The organism is Actinomadura macra NBRC 14102 (genome assembly GCF_001552215.1).
GTDB classification, from domain to species: Bacteria; Actinomycetota; Actinomycetes; order Streptosporangiales; family Streptosporangiaceae; genus Spirillospora; species Spirillospora macra.
Map to the genome: position 1 here is coordinate 483,543 of NZ_BCQT01000002.1, position 22,128 is coordinate 505,670.

The following is a 22,128-nucleotide window of genomic DNA, read 5'->3' on the forward strand; positions in this document are numbered from 1 at the left end:
CACCGCGGGTCAGGTCATGGGGCGGGGGGCCACGTTTGATTCTGGCCTGTCCAAGTCTTCATCGGAACGCACATTCGGAATTCGTCAGAGGGCGCACACGCATGGCACGTTTCTTCTAGAATCCGCGGCCACGGATGATCAATGCGTGCGTCACCGGCAAGGCGCTCGCCCACTCCCTTGGACACGGGTGTCGGACGCCGTCGGCACGGCACCGGCCGCAGCCGGGATCGTGAAGTGCCGGCGACGAATTTTCGCCGTGGTGTCGATTCCGCCGGATCCCGTTTGTCGAGAGGACGACGGGCCCGAGCGGGAGGAGACGGACATGCGACGGTGGACGGCGCTGGCACTGCTGTGCGCGGCGAACTTCATGGTGATCCTGGACTCGCAGATCGTGTTGCTGGCGCTGCCGTCCATCGAGCGGGACCTGGGGTTCGCGGAAGGTGGAGCACAGTGGGTGCTGAGCGCCTACCTGCTCGGCTTCGGCGGGTTGCTGCTGCTCGGCGGCCGCACGGCGGATCTCCTCGGGAGGCGGCGGACGTTCCTCAGCGGGACGGCGCTGTTCCTCGTCGGGTCCCTGCTGTGCGGGTTCGCCTGGACGGGCGGGATCCTGATCGCCGCGCGGGTGGTGCAGGGCGTGTCGGCCGCGCTGATGGCGCCCAGTGCGCTCGCGGTGGTGACCGCGATGTTCGCCGAGGGTCCCGAACGCAACAAGGCGCTGGCGATCTGGTCGAGCGTCGGCGGATTCGGGGCCACAGCGGCGTTGCTGGTGGGCGGGAGCCTGACCGACCTGTGGGGATGGCCCGCCGTCTTCTTCCTCAACGTGCCGGTCGCCGGTGCGCTGCTGGTGCTCGGTCCGCTGCTGCTGAGCGAGAGCCGGGGGCGGGCGCGGGCCTACGACCCGGCGGGTGCTCTGACGGTCACCGTGGCGGTGTCGGCCGCCGTGTACGCGGTGGTGCGGGCGCCCGAGGTCGGCTGGGGCAGTACGTCCACGATGGCAGTGTTCGGCGGAGCCGTCCTGGCGGGCGCGCTGTTCGTGTGGATCGAGTCGCGGTCGGCGGCGCCGCTGGTCCCGCTGCGGGTTTTCCGGTCGCGACCGGTGGTGGGCGGGAACCTGGTGATGCTGCTGACGGCGATGGCCGCGTTCGGGACGTCGTTCACCGTGTCGCGGTACGCGCAGGGGCTGCTCCGGTACACGCCACTGGAGTTCGGGCTGGCCACGGCCGTGCTGCCGGTGATGGCGGTCGCCGGATCCTACGCGGCGCAGGCGGCGATCGGACGGGTCGGGACCCGGCCGGTGGCGGTGGCGGGCATGGGGTTCATGGGTGCGGGCTGTCTCGCGCTCGGCCGGGTCACCACCGGCAGCGGTTACGTCCTGGGGCTGCTGCCCGGATTGCTGGTGTTCGGGTTCGGGCTGGGGGCGTGCGGGGTGGCGGCGGCCGTGACCGCGCTGGCCGGGGCGACGGAGCGGGACTCCGGCCTCGCGTCCGGTCTGAACACGGCGGCGTTCCAGCTCGGCGGCGCGCTCGGCGTGGCCGTCGCGTCGACCGTGGAGCTCTCGCGCGCCGCGCTGCCGGGCTTCCGCCTGGCGTTCGACGTGTCGGCTGGGATCGCCCTCGCGGGAGGGGCGGTCGCGGGGTTCGCGCTCGTGATGCGACGAGTTCCGGGACCGCCGGAGGTCACTGTTATCGAGGAGGAGAAGATATGCAGTACATGATGCTGATCTGCGGTGACGAGCACGCGGAGGTGGCACCCGAGGTCTTCGCCGACACCGGAGCATGGGTCGCGGAGATGGAGGAGCGCGGCGTCCGCAAGACCGGCAACCGGCTGCGTCCCACCGAGACCGCGACGATGGTCCGGGTGCGGGACGGGGAGACGCTGCTGTCGGACGGGCCGTTCGCCGAGACCAAGGAGCAGATCCTCGGGTTCGACCTGATCGACTGCGCCGACCTGGAGGAGGCCCTGGAGATCGCCGCCAAGCATCCCTCGGCGCGGCTGGGCGGGATCGAGGTCAGGCCGATCTGGACGCCATGACCGTCGAGGACGAGGTCGCGGCGGCCTTCCGCGAGGAGTGGGGCCGGGTCGTCGCGACCCTCATCCGCGTGACCGGCGACTGGGACCTCGCCGAGGAGTGCGCGCAGGAGGCGTTCGCGCGCGCCCTGGAACGGTGGCCGGGCGATGGCGTCCCGCGGCGGCCGGGCGCCTGGCTGACCACCACGGCCCGCAACCACGCGCTGAACCGGCTGCGCCGCGGCGCGACCGAGATCGAGAAGCTCAGGCAGGTGAGCGTCATGACCGGCGCGGACGAACCCCCGGGCACCGCCGGGGTGGCCGACGACCGGCTGCGGCTGATCTTCACCTGCTGCCATCCCGCGCTGCCGATCGAGGGCCGCGTCGCGCTCACCCTGCGCACCCTGCTCGGGCTGACCACCGCGGAGATCGCGCGGGCGTTCCTGACCCGGGAGCAGGCGATGGCGCAGCGGCTCGTCCGGGCCAAACGCAAGATCCGCGAGGCCGGCATCCCGTACCGGGTTCCCGCCGCGCACCTGCTGCCCGAGCGGACGGCCGCGGTGCTGGGCGTGGTGTACCTGCTCTTCAACGAGGGGTACGCGGCGACGGAGGGCGGCCCGGTCCGCGCTGACCTGTGCGCCGAGGCGATCCGGCTCGCCCGCGTCCTGGACGAGCTGATGCCGGACGAGCCCGAGGTCCGCGGGCTCCTGGCCCTGCTGCTGCTCCAGCACTCCCGCCGTAACGCACGTATGGATCCGGCCGGAGACCTGGTGGCGCTCGACGAGCAGGACCGCACGAGATGGGAGCGCGGCGCGATCACCGAGGGCACCGGGCTGCTGGATGCCGCGCTGCGCCGCGGGAAGCCCGGCCCCTACCAGGTGCAGGCGGCCATCGCGGCCTGTCACGCGTCCGCCCCGACGGCGGCGGAAACCGACTGGCCGCAGATCGCCGCCCTGTACGGGCGCCTCGAAGAGATGAACCCGGGGCCGGTCGTCCGGCTCAACCGCGCGGTCGCGGTCGCCATGGCGGACGGGCCGGCGGTGGGTCTCGCACTCGTCCGGGAGCTGGACGGGCGGCTGGACGGCTACCACCTGCTCCCCGCCACCCGCGCCGACCTGCTCCGCCGCCTCGGCCGCGACGCCGAGGCGGCGGACGCCTACCGCGCCGCGCTTGAGCTGGCCCGCACCGAAGCGGACCGCCGCTTCCTCACCCGCCGGCTCGCCGAAACACAACCCGGACCTGAGAGACCACCCGGACCGGGCGCCTGAACGCCGATCACTTCGTCAAGGTCAGGCCCCGGGAAGGTCCGACGGTCAGGCGGTCGGCGGCCTCGTCCAGCTCGACGACGACCTCGTCGCCGTCGCGGACCTCGCCCGACAGCAGCTCCCGCGCCAGCTGGTCGCCGATCGCCGTCTGGACGAGCCGCCGCAGCGGGCGCGCCCCGTACAGCGGGTCGTAGCCGGTCAGCGCCAGCCACTCGCGGGCCGCGTCGGTGACGCGCAGCGTGAGCTGCCGGTCGGCGAGGCGCTCGGCGAGCCGGTCCACCTGGAGGTCCACGATGCGGGTCAGCTCGTCGGTCGACAGCGCGTCGAACAGGATCACATCGTCGAGCCGGTTGAGGAACTCCGGCTTGAACGAGTTGCGCACGGCGTTCCACACTGCGTTGCGCTTCGCGCCGTTCTCCAGCGTCGGGTCGACGAGGAACTGCGACCCGATGTTGGACGTGAGGATCAGGATCGTGTTCCGGAAGTCGACCGTGCGGCCCTGCCCGTCCGTCAGCCGCCCGTCGTCGAGGACCTGGAGGAGGATGTCGAACACCTCGGGGTGCGCCTTCTCCACCTCGTCCAGCAGGACGACCGAGTACGGGCGGCGCCGCACGGCCTCGGTGAGCTGCCCGCCCTCCTCGTATCCGACGTAACCGGGAGGCGCGCCGACCAGCCGCGCGACGCTGTGCTTCTCCGAGTACTCGCTCATGTCGATACGGGTCATCGCCCGCTCGTCGTCGAACAGGAACTCGGCGAGCGCCTTCGCCAGCTCGGTCTTGCCGACGCCGGTGGGGCCGAGGAACAGGAACGACCCCGTCGGACGGTCCGGGTCGGAGATCCCGGCGCGGGCCCGCCGCACCGCGTCCGACACCGTCCGCACCGCCGACGCCTGGCCGATCAGGCGCCGGCCGAGCTCGTCCTCCATGCGCAGCAGCTTCTCGGTCTCGCCTTCGAGGAGGCGCCCCGCCGGGATGCCCGTCCAGGACGCGACCACGTCGGCGACGTCGTCCGGGCCGACCTCCTCCTTGACCATCGCGTCGCGGTGCTCGGCCGCCTGCGACGCCTCCTCCAGCTGCTTCTCCAGCTCGGGGATCTCGCCGTAGGTGAGCCGCGCGGAGGTCTCCAGGTCGCCGTCGCGCTGGGCGCGCTCGGCCTCGCCGTGCAGCTGGTCGATCCGCTCCTTGATCTCACCGACGCGGTTCAGCCCGGCCTTCTCCTGCTCCCACCGCCCGACCAGGCCGTTGAGCTGCTCCTGCTTGTCGGCGAGGTCGGCGCGCAGCCGCTCCAGCCGCTGCCGGGACGGCTCGTCGGTCTCCTTGGCGAGGTTCAGCTCCTCCATCTTCAGCCGGTCCACCGCGCGCTGTAGCTCGTCGATCTCGACGGGCCGCGAGTCGATCTCCATCCGCAGCCGGGACGCGGCCTCGTCCACGAGGTCGATCGCCTTGTCCGGCAGGAACCGGGACGTGATGTAGCGGTCTGACAGCGTCGCCGCCGCCACCAGCGCCGAGTCGTTGATCTGCACCTTGTGGTGCGCCTCGTAGCGGCCCTTCAGCCCGCGCAGGATCGCGATCGAGTCCTCGACCGACGGCTCGCCCACGAGGACCTGCTGGAAACGGCGCTCCAGCGCCGGGTCCTTCTCGATGCGCTCGCGGTACTCGTCCAGCGTCGTCGCGCCGATCATCCGCAGCTCGCCGCGCGCCAGCATCGGCTTCAGCATGTTGCCCGCGTCCATCGCGCCCTCGGCCGCGCCGGCACCGACGACGGTGTGCAGCTCGTCGATGAACGTGACGATCTGCCCGTCGCTCTCCTTGATCTCGTTCAGGACGGCCTTCAGCCGCTCCTCGAACTCGCCCCGGTACTTCGCGCCGGCGACCATCGCGCCGAGGTCCAGCGACACCAGCCGCTTGCCGCGCAGCGACTCGGGCACGTCGCCCGCGATGATCCGCTGCGCGAGCCCCTCGACCACGGCGGTCTTCCCGACGCCCGGCTCGCCGATCAGCACCGGGTTGTTCTTCGTCCGCCGCGACAGCACCTGGACGACCCGGCGGATCTCCGCGTCCCGTCCGATCACCGGGTCGAGCCGTCCGTCGCGGGCCGCCGCGGTGAGGTCGACACCGAACTTCTCCAGCGACTGGTAGGTGCTCTCGGGGTTCTCGCTGGTGACCCGGGCGTGCCCGCGCACCTTCTCGAACGCCTCCAGCAGCGCCTGCGGCGTCGCGCCGAACTCCTTCAGCAGCCCCGCCGCCGGGCCGCCGTCGGCCGCGAGGCCGACCAGCAGGTGCTCGGTCGAGACGTACTCGTCCTCAAGTTGCTTCGCCCGGTTGCCCGCCGTGTTGATCGCCCGCTGCAACTGCCCCGACAGCCGCGGCGTCGCGACCGTCGAGCCCGCCGCCTTCGGCTTGGCGGCGAGCTGCTCCTCGGCCCGCCGCCGGATCGCCTGCCAGTCCGCGCCCACGGCCTCCAGCAGCGGCACCGCGGTGCCCTCCGGCAGCCCGATCAGCGCCACCAGCAGATGCTGCGGCTCGACCTCGGGATGTCCTTCGGCCGCCGCCCGGCGGACCGCGACCGACACCGCCTCCTGGCTCTTCTGCGTCAGCTTGACGTCCATAGTTCCGCTCCCCTGCGACGAGGGACGCCCCCCAGGGTCAGTCCCGGTTCCGCTCGTGCCAGACCACGACACTCGTATGCCTGATCGGCACCAGGTCGGAGCCCGGCGTGCCGCCCGGCTCCCCGTGCCGGCGCTGCTGGGCCAGCCGCGCCGCTACCGCCCGGGTCGATTCGAGTTCGTTCGCGAGGTCCGCCAGCGCGGCGTGCGCCTTGGCGAGTTCCTCGCGGAGCCGCACGTTGTCGCGTTGCAGCTCCAGGATGTGCTTGATGCCCGACAGGTTGATGCCCTCCTCCTGCGAGAGCCGCTGGATCTCGCGGAGCATCACGATGTCGCGCATCGAGTAGCGGCGGCCGCGTCCCGCCGTCCGGCCGGGGGACACCAGGCCCATCCGGTCGTAGGTCCGCAGCGTCTGCGGGTGCAGCCCGGACAGCTGCGCGGCCACGGAGATCACGTAGACCGGGGTGCTGTCACCGAAGGGATCGGTCTGCATGGCTCACTCCGTTCTCGCCTGCTGGAGGAGGTCGGCGCGCAGATCGTCGCCGGTGCCGGCCTCGCGGAGCCGGGTCAGCGCCTCCCGGGCCTGGTCGTCGAGCTTCTGCGGCACCTGGACGTCCACGGTGACCAGCAGGTCGCCCTTGGTGCCGTCGCGGCGGGGCGCGCCGCGGCCCTTGACCCGGAACGTGCGGCCGTTCGGGGTGCCCTCCGGCAGGCGCAGCGTGACCGGCTGCCCCTGGAACGTCGGCACCCGGATCTCCGCGCCGAGCGCCGCCTCGGGGAACGTCACCGGGACGGTCAGTGTCAGGTTGTCGCCGCCGCGGCCGAACACCTGGTGCGGCCGCACCTTGATGTTGACGTACAGGTCGCCGCTCGGGCCGCCGTTCTCGCCCGGCGCGCCCTTGCCCTTGAGCCTGATCTTCTGCCCGTCCGCGACGCCCGCCGGGATGCGCGCCTGGATCGTGCGGGTGCCGGTCGCGCGGCCGCTGCCGTGGCATTTCGGGCACGGGTCGTCCACGACGAGGCCCCGGCCGTGGCACTCCTTGCACGGCTCCTGGAAGCCGAAGTTGCCGAGGTTGCGGGTCTCGTGCCCGGTGCCCTCGCAGTTCGGGCACACGCGCGGGACGGTCCCCGCCCTCGCGCCGGTCCCGCGGCAGCCGTCGCACGCGGCCTCGCTGGTCAGCTTGATCGGGACGGTCACGCCGTTCATCGCGCGGCCGAACGACAGCGTCACGTCCGTCTCGACGTCCGCGCCGCGCCTGGCCCGCCGCGTCCCGGTCGTGCGGGTGCCGCCGCCCCGGTTGAACAGCCCGCCGAACAGGTCGCCGATCCGCTCGCCGGCGCCGCCGGTCTGCGGGCCGCCCTGCTGCCCGAAGATGTCCCCCAGGTCGAAGGGGAAACCGCCGCCCTGCTGGCCGCGGAAACCGCCCGGCATCGACCGCACCGAGTCGTACTCCTTGCGGCGCTTCTCGTCCGACAGGACGTCGTAGGCCTCGGAGACCTCCTTGAAGCGGTCCTCGGCGTCGGTGTCGCCCTTGTTGGCGTCCGGGTGGTACTTGCGGGCCAGCTTCCGGTAGGACTTCTTGATCTCCTCCTGCGAGGCCGTCTTCGCGACACCGAGGACCTTGTAGTAGTCCTTTTCCAGGTAGTCCTTGGTGCTCACGGCGCCCCGCTCTCTGCTATCGCCACTTGCCACATGTCTTTCCATGCCCCGGAGACCCGTCCCGGCCGCACGGCCGGGACGGGACCCTCGGGTCGATTCCGGGGGCTCGGGCCCCCGGTCCCCCTGGCGAGAGCCAGGAGGTCACTCTGCGCCGGCCGGTTCCTCGCCGGAGCCGCCGTTCGGGTCGGGCTCGGCCACCGCCACGCGGGCGGGGCGCAGGATCCGCTCACCGATCCGGTAGCCGGGCTGGAGGACGTCCGCGACGCTCGTCTCGGTCACCTCCGCCGAGTACGAGTGCATGAGCGCCTCGTGCACGGTCGGGTCGAAGGGCTCCCCCTTCTGCCCGTACCGCTCCAGCCCGAGCTTGCCCGTGACCGACTCCAGCCGGTCGCCGACGGACTTGAACCCGCCGGTCAGTTCGTCGTGGTCGCGGGCCCGGCCGATGTCGTCCAGCACCGGGAGCAGCTCGGACAACACCTGCCCGAGGGCCTGCTCGCGGACGGCGACCCGGTCGCGCTCGACGCGCTTGCGGTAGTTGTCGTACTCCGCCTTGAGCCTCTGAAGATCGGCGAGGCGCTCGGCGAGCTGGGTCTTGAGCGTGGAGTCCGCTTCGCCGGTGACCGCGGCGTCGCCCGTGGCGGGGGCCTCCGGGGCCGGCGTGCCGCCGGACTCCCGGACCTTCCCCGTCTTGGGATCGATGCGCCGCTTGTCGCGGATCACCGGGCCCTCCTTCTCCTCGCCCTCATCGGGGGAGGTCGTCACGACGCGTCACCCTTCGGCTTGTCCTCGTCGACGATCTCGGCGTCGACGACCTCGTCGTCCTGGTCACCGGCCTGGGCGCCGGCGGTCGGACCGTGGTCCTGCTCACCGGCCTGCGCGCCTTCCGGGTTCTGCGCGTACATCGCCGCGCCCATCTTCTGGCTGATCTGGGCGAGCTTCTCGGCGCTGGACTTGATCGCCTCGACGTCGGTGCCTTCGAGGGCCTTCTTGACCTCGGCGACCGCGTCGCCCACCTCGGTCTTGAGCTCCGCGGGGACCTTCTCGTCGTTCTCCCGCAGGAACTTCTCGGTGGAGTAGGCGAGGGTGTCGGCCTGGTTGCGGACCTCGGCCTCCTCCTTGCGCTGGCGGTCCTCCTCGGCGTACTGCTCGGCGTCACGCATCATCTTCTCGATGTCGTCCTTGGGCAGCGCGCTGCCGCCGGTGATGACCATCGACTGCTCGCGGCCGGTGCCCTGGTCCTTCGCCGAGACGTTGACGATCCCGTTGGCGTCGATGTCGAAGGTGACCTCGATCTGCGGGACGCCGCGCGGCGCGGGCGGCAGGCCGGTGAGCTGGAAGGTGCCGAGCTTCTTGTTGTACGCGGCGATCTCGCGTTCGCCCTGGTAGACCTGGATCTCCACGGACGGCTGGTTGTCGTCGGCGGTGGTGAAGGTCTCCGAGCGCTTGGTCGGGATCGTGGTGTTCCGCTCGATGATCTTGGTGAAGATGCCGCCCTTGGTCTCGATGCCCAGGCTCAGCGGCGTCACGTCCAGCAGCAGGACGTCCTTGACCTCGCCCTTCAGCACGCCCGCCTGGAGGCTCGCGCCGATCGCGACGACCTCGTCGGCGTTGACGCCCTTGTTGGGCTCCTTGCCGCCGGTCAGCTCCTTGACCAGCTCCGACACCGCGGGCATCCGGGTCGAGCCGCCGACCAGGACGACCTGGTCGATGCCGTCGACGGAGATCTTGGCGTCCTTGAGCACCGAGTGGAACGGCGCCTTGGTCCGGTCGAGCAGGTCGGAGGTCATCCGCTGGAACTCGCCGCGGGTGAGCTTCTCCTCCAGGTGCAGCGGGCCCTCGGCCGACGCGGTGATGTAGGGCAGGTGGATCGTCGTCTCGGACGAGCCGGACAGCTCGATCTTGGCCTTCTCCGCGCCCTCACGGATCCGCTGGAGGGCCATCTTGTCCTTGGACAGGTCGACGCCGTTGGCGTTCTTGAACTTCTCGACCAGCCAGTCGACGATCTTCTGGTCCCAGTCGTCGCCGCCCAGGTGGTTGTCGCCGCTGGTGGCCTTGACCTCCACCACGCCGTCGCCGACCTCCAGCAGGGACACGTCGAACGTGCCGCCGCCCAGGTCGAACACCAGGATGGTGGCCTCGTTCTCCTTGTCCAGGTGGTAGGCCAGCGCCGCGGAGGTGGGCTCGTTGATGATGCGCAGGACGTTCAGCCCCGCGATCTGCCCGGCCTCCTTGGTGGCCTGCCGCTGGTGGTCGGAGAAGTAGGCGGGCACCGTGATGACCGCGTCGGTGACGGTCTCACCGAGGTAGGACTCGGCGTCCCTCTTCAGCTTCTGCAGCACGAATGCGCTGATCTGCTGCGGGGTGAAGTCCTTGCCGTCGATCGTGGTGTTCCAGTCGGTGCCCATCTCGCGCTTGACCGAACGGATCGTCCGGTCCACGTTGGTCACCGCCTGGCGCTTGGCCACCTCGCCGACGAGCACCTCACCGTTCTTGGCGAAGGCCACGACCGACGGCGTGGTCCGCGACCCCTCCGCGTTCGCGATGACGGTGGGCTCGCCGCCCTCCAGGATCGCGACGACCGAGTTGGTCGTCCCGAGGTCGATGCCGACCGCACGTGATGCCATGTCTGTTCGTCCTCCGTCGTTACGTGCCGGGTTATCACGTTCCGGCCGCGTCCCCCTGGGTCCTGCGTCCGGTCGAGTCTCTGCTCGCAAGAGTGCCGGGCCCGTTCCGTGTTGTCAAATGACTTGAGCCTACCCGACTCAACTTTGCTGACGTCCTCTACAACAGGACGATTGAGCGCCCTATTCCGGTTCCCGGGGCTGGTCCTGACGAGGGCCTGCTGAGACTGATCGCTACCGGGCCGCGACCACTGGATACCGCTACCGGGCGGGCCTGCGGCGCTCGATGCCGTCCAGGACGCAGTCGAGCCCGAACGCGAAACGGCCCTCCAGGACGTCGGCGGTCTCGTCCTCCCAGATCTGGCGGAGGTGTGCCGCGAGGCGGGGGCTGCGCTCGGCGGTCTCCGCGAGAAAGGGGCCGAGCGTCTCGATCCAGGCGGCGACCGTCGTGCCCGCCTGGTTGACCTGCCAGCTCGCCTCGCTCCCGGCCGCGCCGATCACGTAGTCCACGACGAGCGACCACGCGTACTCCAGCCCGAAGCCGGTGAACCCGGCCGCGCCGAACAGCACGAGCGCCTCGTCCAGGACACGGACGGCGTTGGGTCCGACCATGGGACGGCTGCCGAACAGCGTGACCGTCCACGGGTGCCGGTGGATCATCGCGCGGTAGCTGCGCGCGTAGCCGGTGGCCGCCGCGCGCCAGCCGCCGTCCGCCGGGTCCGGGACCTCCACCTCGGCCATGACCCGGTCGAGCGCCAGCTCCAGCAGCTCGTCCTTGTTGGCGACATGCCAGTAGACGGACGTGGCGCCGGAATTGAGGCGCGTGCCGAGCCGCCGCATGCTCAGCCCGTCGAGCCCCTCGGCGTCGAGCAACTCCAGCGCGGCGTCGACGATCTGGTCGCGGGTGAGCGTGGGCTGGTCGCGCCGTGCTCTCGCCGGACGGGTCCAGACGGACGTCGGGCGCGCCGGTGCCTCGGCCATGGGGCCTCCTCTGCTGACTCTCGTACAGGGTACCGGGGCTTGAACAGTGTACGAGGAAGCTCATACAGTGTTCGAGGCAACTAGAACACTGTACGAGCAGAGGGAGCGAACCCAGTGGACCCCATGAGCCCGGCCGCGCATCCGCGGCGCTGGCAGATCCTCGGCGTGCTCTGCCTGAGCCTCTTCGTGGTCGTGGTGGACAACACGATCCTCAACGTCGCGATCCCGTCCCTGCTGGACGACCTGGACGCCACCACGTCCGACGTCCAATGGGTGATCGACGCCTACTCGCTGGTCTTCGCGGGCCTGCTGGTCACGGCGGGCAGCCTCGGCGACCGGTACGGCCGCCGCCGCGCCATGCTGATCGGGTTCGCGCTGTTCGGGCTCGGCTCGCTGCTCGCGGCCTTCGCCGAGAACCCGGCGCAGCTCGTCGCCATGCGCGCGCTGATGGGCGTCGGCGGCGCGTTCCTGATGCCCGGAACGCTGTCGATCATGGCGCAGGTCTTCGGCGCGGACGAGCGCCCCAAGGCGTTCGCCATCTGGGGCGCGACGTCCATGGTCGGCATCGCCGCCGGACCGACGCTCGGCGGCTTCCTGCTGGAGCACTCCTGGTGGGGCTCGGTCTTCCTGGTGAACGTGCCCGTCGCCGTCCTCGCCGTCGTGGGGCTGCTGGTCCTCGTCCCGGAGACGCGCGGACCGCGGCGCCGCCCGGACGTGCTCGGCGCCGTGCTGTCCACGCTCGGCATGTCGGCGCTGGTATGGGCGATCATCACCGGGCCCGAGCACGGCTGGACGGGACCGCGTACCCTCGGCGGGCTCGCCGTCGCCGTGGCGGCGCTCGGCCTGTTCGTCCGCTGGCAGCACCGCAACCCCGAGCCGATGCTCGACCTGCGGCTGCTGCGGCGGCGCCAGTTCTCCGGCGCCGCCGTCATCATCGCGGCCTTCGGGTTCGCGCTGGCCGGGACTCTGTTCGCGCTCACCCAGATGTTCCAGCTCGTCCTCGGCTACGGGCCGCTCAAGGCGGGACTGGCCATGCTGCCCGTCGCCGTGTCGGCCGGCCTCGGCAACGGCCTCGGCGCCGCACTGGAGGCCAGGATCGGCGGGCGGAACGCCATCGCCGCCGGGTTCGCCATCGCCGCGGCCGGATTCGCGGCGCTCGGCCTCGTCGGCCCCGGCGACGGCTTCGGCGCGATCGTCATCGGGCTCGTCGTCCTCGGCTTCGGCGCCGGCCTCGGCGCGCCCGCCGCCTACAGCACGCTGATGGCCGCGATCCCGCGCGAGGAGGCCGGCGTCGGCTCGGCCGTGAACGACGCGGGCCAGGAACTCGGCAACGCGCTCGGCGTCGCCGTGATCGGCAGCGTCATCTCCGCCTCGTACAGGCAAGACCTCCCGGACGCGGCGCCCGCCCCCGCGCGGCACTCCCTCGGCGAGGCCCTCGCCCTCGGAGACCCCGGCCTCGCCCGCACCGCCCGCGACGCGTTCGTCCACGCACAGGCGGTGGGCTCGTTCACCGCGGGCGCGACGATGCTGGCCGCCGCGGTCTTCGCACTGCTCGTCCTACGCGGCGGCCACCGACCCGTCACAGACTCCACCCCGGCACGCGAATCCGTCCCGCACACGTGAGCTCCAGCGCACGTGGACGGTCCGGACGCGTAAACGTCCGGCGCGCGTGAAAGCGATCCGGGGACGGTGCGGAGTACAGGATGACACCGACCCCCGGAGGTTCTTCATGCCCGACCCCACCAGCGGGGCGGACAGGTGACCGCCCCGCCCCACCTCGCCCAGCCGGGCGGGACCCGCGAGGACGACGCCGGGCTCGTCGCCGCGTCCCTGCGCGACGCCGAGCTCTTCACCGCCGTCTACGACCGGCACTTCCCCGCCGTGTACCGCTACGTCGCGGGACGTCTCGGACGTGAGGTCGCCGACGACGTCGTCGCCGAGACGTTCCTCGCCGCGTTCCGCCGCCGGGCGACGTTCGACCCCTCGCGCGGCGACGTCCGCCCCTGGCTGTTCGGCTTCGCGACCAAACTGATCGCCCAGCACAGGCGGGTGGAGACGCGCCGCTACCAGGCACTCGCCCGCCTCGGCCCCGAACCCGACCCCGGCGGCCACGAGGACAGCGTCGCCGCCTCCGTGACCGCCGAGCGCATGCAGCCGGCGCTCGCCCGCGCGCTCGCGGCGCTGTCGCGCAAGGACCGCGACGTCGTGCTCCTCAAGGCGCTCGGCCAGCTCTCGCACGAGGAGATCGCCGCCGTGCTCGGTATCCCGTACGGGACGGTCGGCTCCCGCCTCAACCGGGCGCGCAGGAAGCTGCGCGCCGACCTGCCCCCAGACGCTTTCGACACGGAAGGACCGTGACCATGGACGAGTTCCAGATGATCGCCACCCTGCTGGACGAGCCCCCGTCCGGCGAAGCCGCCGCCGCCGGGCGACGCCGCCTCACCACGGAGATCCGCCACCCGCGCCGCCGTCCCGCGCTGCAGCGCCTGCCGCTCTTCGGGGGCATCGGCCTGGCCGCCACCGCGGCGGGCGTCGCGGGTGTGCTGCTGTTGTCCTCCGGAACCTCTCCCCGCGCACCCGACCCCGTGGACGCCCGTCCGATGTCCGCCCAGGCGGTGCTGCTCTCGGCGGCCAGACAGGCCGAGGCGGCGCCCGCCACCGGCCGGTACTGGCACGTGCGCATCATGATGACCCGACCCGTCCAGGTGGGGCCGGCGGGAAACCGGTACTGGGTGGACCGGCGGTTCGTCGACGAGACCTGGACCCAGCCCAGCGGGCGCTCCAGTTCCGGCTTCCGCGAGGTGGGCGCCCGCCCCTCCTCACAGGCCGACGCGGCGGCGTGGAAGCGCGACGGCTCGCCCGTCAAGTGGGACCTCGGCAAGGGCGACACCGTGGACGGCGCCCACATCTTCGTCTACGCCACCCCCCAACCCGGTCGGGTGACCAAGACCGCCGGGTCGAACACCTTCAACGTGTGTGACAAGGAGATGTCCTACAAGCAGGTGCGTGCGCTGCCCGCCGAGCCTGCCGCCCTCAAGAACGCCGTCGTGAAAGCGATGCGGAACAACGACGACGGCCGGGTGCCCGCCGACGCGCAGAACGGGTTCGTCCAGCAATGCCTGGTGGGCCTGCTGGCGGACATTCCCGCGCACCCGAAGGTGCGCGGAGCCGCCTACCGGGCGCTGGCGACCATGCCGGGCGTCAAGGTGACCGGCCCGACCGCCGACGAGCGCGGACGCAAGGGGATCGGCCTCGTCCTGCAGGACGGCGCCGGCCGCCCGGTCACCCGCCTGGTGATCGACCCGAAGACCTCCCTCGTCCTGACGGAGTCGGTGGCGCAGACCGGTGAGCTGGCGAAGCTGAAGAGCAAGTCCGGCGTGACCGTCTACCTCCAGGTCGGCTGGACCGACGACGGCCCGCGGGTGCCCGCGCTTCCCTGACGCGGACCCCGTCAGCCCGCCAGGTCGGACGGAACGGTGCCGGACTCCACGAGAGGGAGGCCGAGCGCCGCCCGTTCGGCCAGCCAGGCGCTCGGACGGTAACGCGGATCGCCGGTCGCCGCGTGCAGCCCGCGCAGGAGGTCGAGCACCCGCCCGGCACCCACGTTGTCCCCCCACTCCAGCGGTCCGCGCGAGTAGCCGAGGCCGAGCCGGACGGCGGTGTCGATGTCCGCCGGGCCGGCGAGCCGCTGTTCCGCGATGCCGCAGCCGACGTTCACGACCGAGGCAAGGAGCCGCTGCGCGACGGTCGCGGGCGCGTCCCGGGTGACGCTCACGTCCCGTCCTGTCGCGATGAGGGCGGCGAGCGCCGCACGCCCCGCCTCCCTGTCGACGCCGGGGTGCACGGTAAGAGTGAGGCGGGTGAAGAACCCACCGAACGGGTCCACGCCCAGGGTGCGCTCAAGGGGAAGACCACCAGGCGACCCCTGAGCGACGTCCACGACGCTCCGTCCGAACGGCGCCACGAGCACGATCGCCTCAGCGGACGGTTCGCTACCGGACTCGACCTGCACGCCACCCTCGGACAGCAGCGCCCCCAGCCCCTCCCTTACACCGGGCTCCCCGTCGTGGATCCAGACCGGACGCGCCTCCACGTCCGGCGCGGTGACCTCAGCCGGCTCTTGCTTGGCGCCGTCCGCGTACTTGTAGAAACCCTGACCCGTCTTGCGTCCGAGGAGCCCCGCCTCCACCCGGGCACGCGCGATACGGGACGGACGGAACCGCGGCTCGGTGTAGAAGCCCGTCCAGATGCTCTCCATCACCGGGTGCGACACGTCCAGCCCCGTGAGGTCGAGCAGCTCGCACGGCCCCATCTTCAGCCCGAGAACGTCCCGCGCGATGCGGTCGATGTCCACGGGCTCGGCGGCGCCCTCGGACAGGATCTGCAACGCCTCGGTGACCAGCCCGCGCCCGGCGTGATTGACCAGGAACCCGGGCGTGTCCGGGGCGAGAACGGGCGCGTGGCCGAGTCTCCGGACGAGCTCCGCCAGCCCGTCCGTGACCCAGCCCGCCGTCCGCGCGCCGGGGATCACCTCGACCAGCTTCATCAGCGGGACCGGGTTGAAGAAGTGCAGGCCCGCCAGCCGGGACGGGTCCGACAGCGCCGCACCGATCGCCGTGACCGGCAGCGAACTGGTGTTGGTCGCCAGGACCGTGTGCTCGGGGACGACCTTCTCCAGTGCCGCGAACAACTCCCGCTTGGTCTCCAGGTCCTCCCGGACGGCCTCCACCACGAGATCGCAGTTCTGGAAGGGCGTGAGCGGCTCCCCGACCGGCCGCAGCCGCGCCGTGGCCGCAGCCGCGTCGTCGGCGGACATCCGTCCCTTCGCCGCCAGCCGGGCGAACATCCCGCCGACGTACTCCACCGCCTCGGCCACCGCCTCCAACCGCACGTCGGCCAGCTCCACCGTGAGCCCGCCCGCCGCCGCCCACTGCGCGATCCCACGCCCCATCGCCCCAGTGCCGATCACCCGCACCGTCGAGACCCGCCGCGCCCACTGCTCCATAGCCGCCTCCTCGCTCGTCCGCCCATTCAACCGTCCATTGGATGGAAGCCCGCCGTCCGGTCTGTCAAAGCGACGCCGTAACCTGCCAATAGCCCCCCTGACCCGGACTTTGAGGAGCACACCATGCGCGACGCGGTGATCTGCGAGCCGCTGCGTACCCCGATCGGCCGGTTCGGCGGCGTCTTCACGACCGTCTCGCCCGTGGACCTCGCCGCCACCGTCATCAAGGCCCTGGTCGAACGGACCGGGCTGCCCGGCGACGCGATCGACGAGGTCATCCTCGGCCACTGCTACCCCACGTCCGACGCCCCCGCCATCGGACGGGTCGCCGCGCTGGACGCCGGGCTGCCCATCGAGGTCGGCGGGCTGCAGATCGACCGGCGCTGCGGATCGGGGCTCCAGGCCGTCGTCAACGCCGCCATGCAGATCCAGACCGGCGTCAGCGACGTGATCATCGCCGGCGGCGCGGAGAGCATGAGCAGCGCGCCCTTCTACACGACCGAGGCACGCTGGGGCATCCGCGGCACCGGCCTGAACCTGCACGACTCGCTCGCCCGGGGCCGCGTCACGGCCGGCGGCGCGAGCCACCCGGTGCCGGGCGGGATGCTGGAGACCGCCGAGAACCTGCGCCGCGAGTACGGCATCGGCCGCGAGGAGCAGGACGAGCTTTCCGTCCGCTCCCACCAGCGCGCGGTCGCCGCCCAGCAGTCGGGGGTCTTCGCGGAGGAGATCGTCCCGGTGACCGTCCGGTCGCGCAAGGGGGACACGGTCGTCGACACCGACGAGCACCCGCGTCCCGACACCACCGTCGAAGAGCTGGCGAAGCTGCGTCCCGTCCTCGGCAAGTCCGACGACGCCGCGACCGTCACCGCGGGCAACTCCAGCGGGCAGAACGACGCCGCCGCCGCGTGCGTCGTCACGACCCCCGAGCGGGCCGCCGAGCTGGGGCTGCGGCCCCTCGTCCGGCTCGTCTCGTGGGCACGCGCCGGAGTCCCGCCCCGCACGATGGGCATCGGCCCGGTGCCCGCCACCGCCAAGGCGCTGGAGGCGGCGGGACTGTCCCTCTCCGACATGGACCTGATCGAGCTGAACGAGGCGTTCGCCGCGCAGGTGCTGGCCGTCGCCCGCGAGTGGGGGCTGAAGGACGACGACTGGGACCGCGTGAACGTCAACGGCTCGGGCATCTCCCTCGGCCACCCGGTGGGTGCGACCGGCGCCCGCATCCTCGCGACGCTCGCCCGCGAGATGCGCCGCCGCGAGGCCCGCTACGGGCTGGAGACCATGTGCATCGGCGGTGGCCAGGGCCTCGCGGCGGTGTTCGAACGAGTGTGACGCCATTCGGACGGGCTTGATCAGACGGGCGGGGCCCAGGCGGGGTCGCGTCCGGTCAAGCCGATCATGCGGTCGAGGGGCGGGGCGTCGTCCGGAGTCGGGACGGGGGCGCCGAACAGGCCGTCGGGCGCGGCGTCGCCGTCCTGGACGGCCGCGCCCACGAAGTCCATGCACAGATCGATCTCACGCTGCTCGGCCTCGTAGGGCTGCCCGCTCGCCCGGGCGACGTCCCACCCGTGAACGACGATCTCGTTCAGCGCGACCCGTCCGGCGACCTCGGCCGGCAGGTCCACACCGCCGGCCTTGGTCATGCCCTCCCAGGCGGACGGGTCGTTCCAGGCCGAGGCGAGCGCGTCGAGCTGCTCGGGGATGCGCGTCCGCCAGTCCGGGGCGAGCTGGGAGGCGTCGCCGGACGGCGGTGCGGACGGGAGGTCCGGCCAGTGCTTCGCGGCGGCCCAGGTGAAGGCCATGGAGAGGCCGTTCACGTGGTCGATCAGGTCCCCGAGCGTGTAGTTCTCGCAGGGCGTCGGCGCGGTGAGCTGCGAGTCGCGCACGCCGGCGAGCAGGAGGCCCAGCCGCCGGGCGGCGGGCGCGAGGTCGGGTGCAGAGGTCATCCTTCGCTCCTCGATGGTCGTCCGGTCCTGGTGAGTGGACTCCGAAGCCGCACGATATTCATCGCCGCTCCTCATCTCTAAGGTGTGGGGATGGTCAACGGCGGGCGGGTGGTCGCGCGACCCCGCGGGACGGTCTGCCGCTGACCTGCGAGTGTGACGCATAAGCTACCGCCGAGTAGTATTCGGGCCCCGGATGACGTGCGGTTTGTCGCCAGCCTTACGCTGACTGCCATCGCCCGTACCCCAGGAGGACGGAACAGTGTTCTGGATCACGTTGGTCATTGGACTCGCCGGAACCGCGGTCGCGCTGGCGCTCGCCGGACGGCGGGTGCAGTTCCTCTACGCCATCGCCAAGAGCGGACAGCCCGACCCCGAACGGGTCCTCCAGGTCAAACGTGACCCGAAGGCCGACATCGAAGGCCAGGTCACCGAAGTTCTCGGCCAGCGCAAGCTGCTCAAATGGTCGGTCGCGGGCGCCGCGCACGCCGCCGTCATGTGGGCGTTCTTCCTTTTGGCCACCGTCTACCTTGAGGCGGCCGTCGCCCTGCTGTTCGGGCTCGACAAGCACATCCCGTGGCTACAGACCTGGGGCCCGATCGGCTTCGTCCAGGACACCATCGCCCTCGCCTGCACCGCCGGACTGATCACCTTCACCGCGATCCGCGTCAAGAACTCCCCCCAGCGCATCGGCCGCCGATCCCGCTTCAAGGGCTCGCACCTCAGCGGCGCCTGGATCACCCTCTTCATGATCTTCAACGTGATCTGGACGATGTTCTTCTTCCGGGGCGTCGAATGGGCCAGCGGCAACCTGGACTACGGCAAGGCCGCCTACTTCTCCTACGCCGTCGGCCACCTGTTCGACGGGCTGAGCCATGACACCCTCGAAGTGCTGGAGTCCGTCGGCCTGCTGCTGCACATCGCGGTCGCGCTGATCTTCCTGGTCTTCGTCGTCCACTCCAAGCACCTGCACATCTTCCTGGCGCCGCTGAACGTCATGTTCAAGCGCCGCCCGGACGGCCTCGGCGCCGTCCAGCCGATGATGTCGGGCGGCAAGCCGCTGGACTTCGAGGAGGCCGACCCCGACGAGGACGTCTTCGGCCGCGGCAAGATCGAGGACTTCACCTGGAAGGGCTTCCTCGACATGGCGACCTGCACCGAGTGCGGCCGCTGCCAGTCGCAGTGCCCCGCCTGGAACACCGGCAAGCCCCTGTCGCCGAAGATGGTCGTCCTGGAACTGCGCGACCACGCCCTCGCCAAGGCGCCGTACTTCACCGCGTCCGAGGAGCAGCGCGAGAAGTTCACCGACGAGCAGAAGCTCGCCATGCAGGTCGACAAGGAACTCGTCGCCGAGGACGGCGTCATCCACCCCGACGTCCTCTGGTCATGCACCAACTGCGGCGCCTGCGTCGAACAGTGCCCGGTCGACATCGAGCACATCGACCACATCCTGGACATGCGCCGCTTCCAGGTCATGATCGAGTCCTCGTTCCCGTCCGAGGCCGGCGTCATGCTGAAGAACCTGGAGAACAAGGGCAACCCGTGGGGCATGTCCGAGACGAAGCGCCTCGACTGGATCGAGGAACTGGACTTCGAGGTCCAGGTCGTCGACGAGAAGCTCCCCGAGGACACCGAGTACCTCTTCTGGGTCGGCTGCGCCGGCGCCCTGGAGGACCGCGCCAAGAAGACGACCAAGGCCGTCGCCGAACTGCTCCACATCGCCGGCGTGAAGTTCGCCGTCCTCGGCCCGATGGAGGCGTGCACCGGTGACCCCGCGCGCCGCCTCGGCATGGAGTTCGTCTTCCAGATGCTCGGCCAGCAGAACGTGGAGACGCTGAACGAGGCGGGCGCCAAGAAGATCGTCGCGACCTGCCCGCACTGCTTCAACACCCTCGCCAACGAGTACCCGCAGATCGGCGGGGAGTACGAGGTCGTCCACCACACCCAACTGCTCGCGCACCTCGTCGAGGAAGGCAAGCTCACTCCGGTCACCCCGATCGAGGAGAACATCACCTACCACGACCCCTGCTTCCTCGGCCGCCACAACAAGGTCTACAAGCAGCCGCGCGACATCATGGCCACCGTCCCCGGCATCCGGACGCGCGAAATGCACCGGCACAAGGACCGCGGTTTCTGCTGCGGCGCCGGCGGCGCGCGGATGTGGATGGAAGAGCGCATCGGCAAGCGCATCAACACCGAGCGCGTCGACGAGGCACTGGAGACCGACCCCGACACCGTCTCGACGGCCTGCCCGTTCTGCCTCGTCATGCTGGGCGACGCCATCAACGAGAAGAAGAACTCAGGCGACGCCAAGGAGTCGCTGGAGGTAGTCGACGTCTCCCAACTGCTGATCCGCTCCATCAAGGGGAGCGCGTAGTTCAGCGCAGGGCCCCTGGCGGTCGGGCCTTGACGGCCCCTCCTCCGGCGGGCCCTGCGGCGATCGCCGCATCGCTTCGGCTCGTCCTAGAGGGCTCGCTACGCGATCAGCTGCTCACAGGCTCGCAACTGCCCTGGCTGAGGTAAGCGGCGCGCGGGGCAGGGCAGGATGTGCGTGTCTGGGGTGAATTTTCGGGTGTGGCTTTTTGATGATTCCGGGCCATGTGATGCACGGGGTTTTCATGAGAAGTCAAGCGTTCTGTAGCGGTTCATGGTGCTTTGTAGGGCCCCGGACTGGTATTAACCGGGGATGGCCGTGCTCGTGTCCCTTCTGGCGTTTCTGATGACGCTCACCGGTGGTCTCGCCGCGATGCGGGTCCGCGACCACCGGCACCTCGTCCTCGGGCTGGCCGGCGGGCTGATGCTGGGCGTCGTGGCGTTCGACCTGATCCCCGAATCGCTGGAGATGACCCACGACCTCGTCTTCGGCGTCCCCGCGCCGATGATCGGCTTCGCATGCGGGTTCCTGCTGCTGCACGTGGTGGAGCAGGCGGTCGCGATTCACCGCGGGCACGAGGGCGAGTACGCCCCGCACGACCACCCCGGCGGCCACTCGCACGGCGGACCACAAGGGAAGGCCGGGCTGCTCGCCGCGTGCGCGCTCGTCGGGCACAGCCTGGTGGACGGCCTCAGCATCGGCCTCGGCTTCCAGTCCGGGATGGAGACCGGCGTGTTCGTCGCCCTCGCCGTGATCACCCACGACTTCGCGGACGGGTTCAACACCTTCACCGCCGCATCGCTGAACCGCGACGACCGCCGTCCCGCCATGCTCCTGCTGCTCGCCGACGCCGCCGCCCCGATCGTCGGGGCCGCGCTCACGCTGCTGGTGACCGTCCCGGACGCGGTCCTCGGTCCCTACCTCGGGGTGTTCGGCGGCGTCCTGCTCTACCTCGCCGCCGCCGAGATCCTGCCCGAGGCGCACAGCGGCCACCCCCGCGTGATGACGCTCTGCGCCACCGGGCTCGGCCTGCTCGCCGTGGTCTTCAGCGTCGGCGTCGCAGGCTGACGCTAGACCCGGGTCCGATGGAAGTTGAGATACGACCTGGACGGCGTCGGCCCCCGCTGGTCCTGGTACCGCGACCCGTACTTCTCCGACCCGTACGGATACTCCGCCGGCGAGCTCGTCCTGAACAGGCACATCTGCCCGATCTTCATCCCCGGCCACAACTTGATCGGCAGCGTCGCCACGTTCGACAGCTCCAGCGTCACATGCCCCCCGAACCCCGGATCGATCCACCCCGCCGTCGAGTGCGTGAGCAGCCCCAGCCGTCCCAGCGAGCTCTTCCCCTCCAGCCGCGCGGCCAGATCGTCCGGCAACCCGAACACCTCGTACGTCGACGCGAGCACGAACTCCCCCGGATGCAGCACGAACGCCTCGTCCGCCTCCACCTCCACCAGCCGCGTCAGATCGCTCTGCTCCACGGCCGGATCGATGTGCGGATACTTGTGGTTCTCGAACACCCGGAAGTACCGGTCCAGCCTCACGTCCACACTGGACGGCTGGACCATCCCCGGCTCATACGGGTCGATCTTCACTCGCCCGGACTCGAGCTCGAACCTGATGTCGCGATCGGAGAGCAGCACGTCAGAAAAGCTACCGTCCCC

At 71.1% G+C, this 22,128-nt stretch carries 18 protein-coding genes; 9 read left to right on the forward strand and 9 right to left on the reverse strand.

Going from position 1 to position 22,128, the window contains the following annotated elements; genetic code table 11:
• Nucleotides 1–322: 322 nt before the first annotated feature.
• The 3 genes from AMA02S_RS03515 to AMA02S_RS03525 are packed head-to-tail and all read left to right on the forward strand — an operon-like array spanning nucleotide 323 to nucleotide 3,275.
• Nucleotides 323–1,714, forward strand: coding sequence for an MFS transporter (locus AMA02S_RS03515; protein WP_067451347.1), 1,392 nt, complete (start codon nucleotides 323–325; stop codon nucleotides 1,712–1,714).
• Complete coding sequence (locus AMA02S_RS03520; RefSeq protein WP_067451349.1) at nucleotides 1,702–2,031, forward strand: YciI family protein; 330 nt, start codon at nucleotides 1,702–1,704, stop codon at nucleotides 2,029–2,031. Before AMA02S_RS03515 ends, AMA02S_RS03520 begins: the two co-directional genes overlap by 13 nt.
• Complete coding sequence (locus AMA02S_RS03525) at nucleotides 2,028–3,275, forward strand: RNA polymerase sigma factor (RefSeq protein ID WP_067451352.1); 1,248 nt, start codon at nucleotides 2,028–2,030, stop codon at nucleotides 3,273–3,275. The genes AMA02S_RS03520 and AMA02S_RS03525 overlap by 4 nt, the downstream gene beginning before the upstream one ends.
• A 7-nt stretch (nucleotides 3,276–3,282) precedes the next feature.
• Here the strand turns inward: AMA02S_RS03525 and clpB are convergent, their stop codons facing one another.
• From clpB to AMA02S_RS03555, 6 genes are all read right to left on the reverse strand, one after another.
• The gene (gene clpB, locus AMA02S_RS03530; RefSeq protein ID WP_067451355.1) at nucleotides 3,283–5,880 is read right to left on the reverse strand and encodes an ATP-dependent chaperone ClpB; all 2,598 of its coding nucleotides are present in this window, start codon (nucleotides 5,878–5,880) and stop codon (nucleotides 3,283–3,285) included.
• Between the two features lie 37 nt (nucleotides 5,881–5,917).
• Nucleotides 5,918–6,370 carry a heat shock protein transcriptional repressor HspR gene (locus AMA02S_RS03535; protein ID WP_067451358.1) on the reverse strand — a complete coding sequence of 151 codons (453 nt, stop codon included), beginning with the start codon at nucleotides 6,368–6,370 and terminating at the stop codon, nucleotides 5,918–5,920.
• Between the two features lie 3 nt (nucleotides 6,371–6,373).
• Nucleotides 6,374–7,537, reverse strand: coding sequence for a molecular chaperone DnaJ (gene dnaJ / locus AMA02S_RS03540; RefSeq protein WP_067451360.1), 1,164 nt, complete (start codon nucleotides 7,535–7,537; stop codon nucleotides 6,374–6,376).
• A gap of 141 nt (nucleotides 7,538–7,678) precedes the next feature.
• Nucleotides 7,679–8,299 carry a nucleotide exchange factor GrpE gene (grpE, locus tag AMA02S_RS03545; RefSeq protein WP_067451362.1) on the reverse strand — a complete coding sequence of 207 codons (621 nt, stop codon included), beginning with the start codon at nucleotides 8,297–8,299 and terminating at the stop codon, nucleotides 7,679–7,681.
• A complete protein-coding gene (gene dnaK / locus AMA02S_RS03550; protein WP_067451365.1) occupies nucleotides 8,296–10,161 on the reverse strand; it encodes a molecular chaperone DnaK in 1,866 nt (621 codons plus the stop codon). The genes grpE and dnaK overlap by 4 nt, the downstream gene beginning before the upstream one ends.
• A gap of 258 nt (nucleotides 10,162–10,419) precedes the next feature.
• Complete coding sequence (locus AMA02S_RS03555; protein ID WP_067451368.1) at nucleotides 10,420–11,139, reverse strand: TetR/AcrR family transcriptional regulator; 720 nt, start codon at nucleotides 11,137–11,139, stop codon at nucleotides 10,420–10,422.
• Between the two features lie 123 nt (nucleotides 11,140–11,262).
• On the opposite strand from AMA02S_RS03555, the gene AMA02S_RS03560 reads away from it, so the two are divergent.
• The 3 genes from AMA02S_RS03560 to AMA02S_RS03570 all read left to right on the forward strand — a co-directional run bounded on the left by AMA02S_RS03560 (nucleotide 11,263) and on the right by AMA02S_RS03570 (nucleotide 14,579).
• Nucleotides 11,263–12,762, forward strand: coding sequence for an MFS transporter (locus AMA02S_RS03560; RefSeq protein ID WP_067451583.1), 1,500 nt, complete (start codon nucleotides 11,263–11,265; stop codon nucleotides 12,760–12,762).
• 135 nt (nucleotides 12,763–12,897) lie between these two features.
• A complete protein-coding gene (locus tag AMA02S_RS03565) occupies nucleotides 12,898–13,497 on the forward strand; it encodes an RNA polymerase sigma factor (protein ID WP_067451371.1) in 600 nt (199 codons plus the stop codon).
• 2 nt (nucleotides 13,498–13,499) lie between these two features.
• Complete coding sequence (locus AMA02S_RS03570) at nucleotides 13,500–14,579, forward strand: CU044_5270 family protein (RefSeq protein WP_067451373.1); 1,080 nt, start codon at nucleotides 13,500–13,502, stop codon at nucleotides 14,577–14,579.
• A gap of 11 nt (nucleotides 14,580–14,590) precedes the next feature.
• Here AMA02S_RS03570 and AMA02S_RS03575 read toward each other — a convergent pair whose 3' ends face one another.
• Entirely contained in the window at nucleotides 14,591–16,144 is a 1,554-nt protein-coding gene (locus AMA02S_RS03575) for a 3-hydroxyacyl-CoA dehydrogenase (RefSeq protein ID WP_067451376.1), read from the reverse strand.
• Between the two features lie 123 nt (nucleotides 16,145–16,267).
• Between AMA02S_RS03575 and AMA02S_RS03580 the strand changes: the two genes are divergently transcribed.
• A complete protein-coding gene (locus AMA02S_RS03580) occupies nucleotides 16,268–17,476 on the forward strand; it encodes an acetyl-CoA C-acetyltransferase (protein ID WP_067451378.1) in 1,209 nt (402 codons plus the stop codon).
• 20 nt (nucleotides 17,477–17,496) lie between these two features.
• On the opposite strand, the gene AMA02S_RS03585 is transcribed toward AMA02S_RS03580, so the two are convergent.
• Nucleotides 17,497–18,090, reverse strand: coding sequence for a TIGR03086 family metal-binding protein (locus AMA02S_RS03585; protein ID WP_067451380.1), 594 nt, complete (start codon nucleotides 18,088–18,090; stop codon nucleotides 17,497–17,499).
• Between the two features lie 259 nt (nucleotides 18,091–18,349).
• Between AMA02S_RS03585 and AMA02S_RS03590 the strand changes: the two genes are divergently transcribed.
• Together AMA02S_RS03590 and AMA02S_RS03595 are read left to right on the forward strand one after the other, a co-directional pair.
• The gene (locus AMA02S_RS03590) at nucleotides 18,350–20,464 is read left to right on the forward strand and encodes a (Fe-S)-binding protein (protein ID WP_067451383.1); all 2,115 of its coding nucleotides are present in this window, start codon (nucleotides 18,350–18,352) and stop codon (nucleotides 20,462–20,464) included.
• A gap of 309 nt (nucleotides 20,465–20,773) precedes the next feature.
• Nucleotides 20,774–21,529 (forward strand): ZIP family metal transporter, encoded by a 756-nt coding sequence (locus tag AMA02S_RS03595; RefSeq protein ID WP_067451386.1) that lies wholly within the window; start codon nucleotides 20,774–20,776, stop codon nucleotides 21,527–21,529.
• 2 nt (nucleotides 21,530–21,531) lie between these two features.
• Here AMA02S_RS03595 and dcd read toward each other — a convergent pair whose 3' ends face one another.
• Entirely contained in the window at nucleotides 21,532–22,107 is a 576-nt protein-coding gene (dcd, locus tag AMA02S_RS03600) for a dCTP deaminase (RefSeq protein ID WP_067451388.1), read from the reverse strand.
• Between the last annotated feature and the right edge of the window lie 21 nt (nucleotides 22,108–22,128).

What these genes read in the sequence shown, in the direction of transcription:
- AMA02S_RS03515 (WP_067451347.1), top strand. Translation starts at nt 323, where the DNA reads ATGCGACGGTGGACGGCGCTGGCACTGCTGTGCGCGGCGAACTTCATG.
- AMA02S_RS03520 (WP_067451349.1), top strand. Translation starts at nt 1,702, where the DNA reads ATGCAGTACATGATGCTGATCTGCGGTGACGAGCACGCGGAGGTGGCA.
- AMA02S_RS03525 (WP_067451352.1), top strand. Translation starts at nt 2,028, where the DNA reads ATGACCGTCGAGGACGAGGTCGCGGCGGCCTTCCGCGAGGAGTGGGGC.
- clpB (WP_067451355.1), bottom strand. Translation starts at nt 5,880, where the DNA reads ATGGACGTCAAGCTGACGCAGAAGAGCCAGGAGGCGGTGTCGGTCGCG.
- AMA02S_RS03535 (WP_067451358.1), bottom strand. Translation starts at nt 6,370, where the DNA reads ATGCAGACCGATCCCTTCGGTGACAGCACCCCGGTCTACGTGATCTCC.
- dnaK (WP_067451365.1), bottom strand. Translation starts at nt 10,161, where the DNA reads ATGGCATCACGTGCGGTCGGCATCGACCTCGGGACGACCAACTCGGTC.
- AMA02S_RS03555 (WP_067451368.1), bottom strand. Translation starts at nt 11,139, where the DNA reads ATGGCCGAGGCACCGGCGCGCCCGACGTCCGTCTGGACCCGTCCGGCG.
- AMA02S_RS03560 (WP_067451583.1), top strand. Translation starts at nt 11,263, where the DNA reads ATGAGCCCGGCCGCGCATCCGCGGCGCTGGCAGATCCTCGGCGTGCTC.
- AMA02S_RS03570 (WP_067451373.1), top strand. Translation starts at nt 13,500, where the DNA reads ATGGACGAGTTCCAGATGATCGCCACCCTGCTGGACGAGCCCCCGTCC.
- AMA02S_RS03575 (WP_067451376.1), bottom strand. Translation starts at nt 16,144, where the DNA reads ATGGAGCAGTGGGCGCGGCGGGTCTCGACGGTGCGGGTGATCGGCACT.
- AMA02S_RS03580 (WP_067451378.1), top strand. Translation starts at nt 16,268, where the DNA reads ATGCGCGACGCGGTGATCTGCGAGCCGCTGCGTACCCCGATCGGCCGG.
- AMA02S_RS03585 (WP_067451380.1), bottom strand. Translation starts at nt 18,090, where the DNA reads ATGACCTCTGCACCCGACCTCGCGCCCGCCGCCCGGCGGCTGGGCCTC.
- AMA02S_RS03595 (WP_067451386.1), top strand. Translation starts at nt 20,774, where the DNA reads ATGGCCGTGCTCGTGTCCCTTCTGGCGTTTCTGATGACGCTCACCGGT.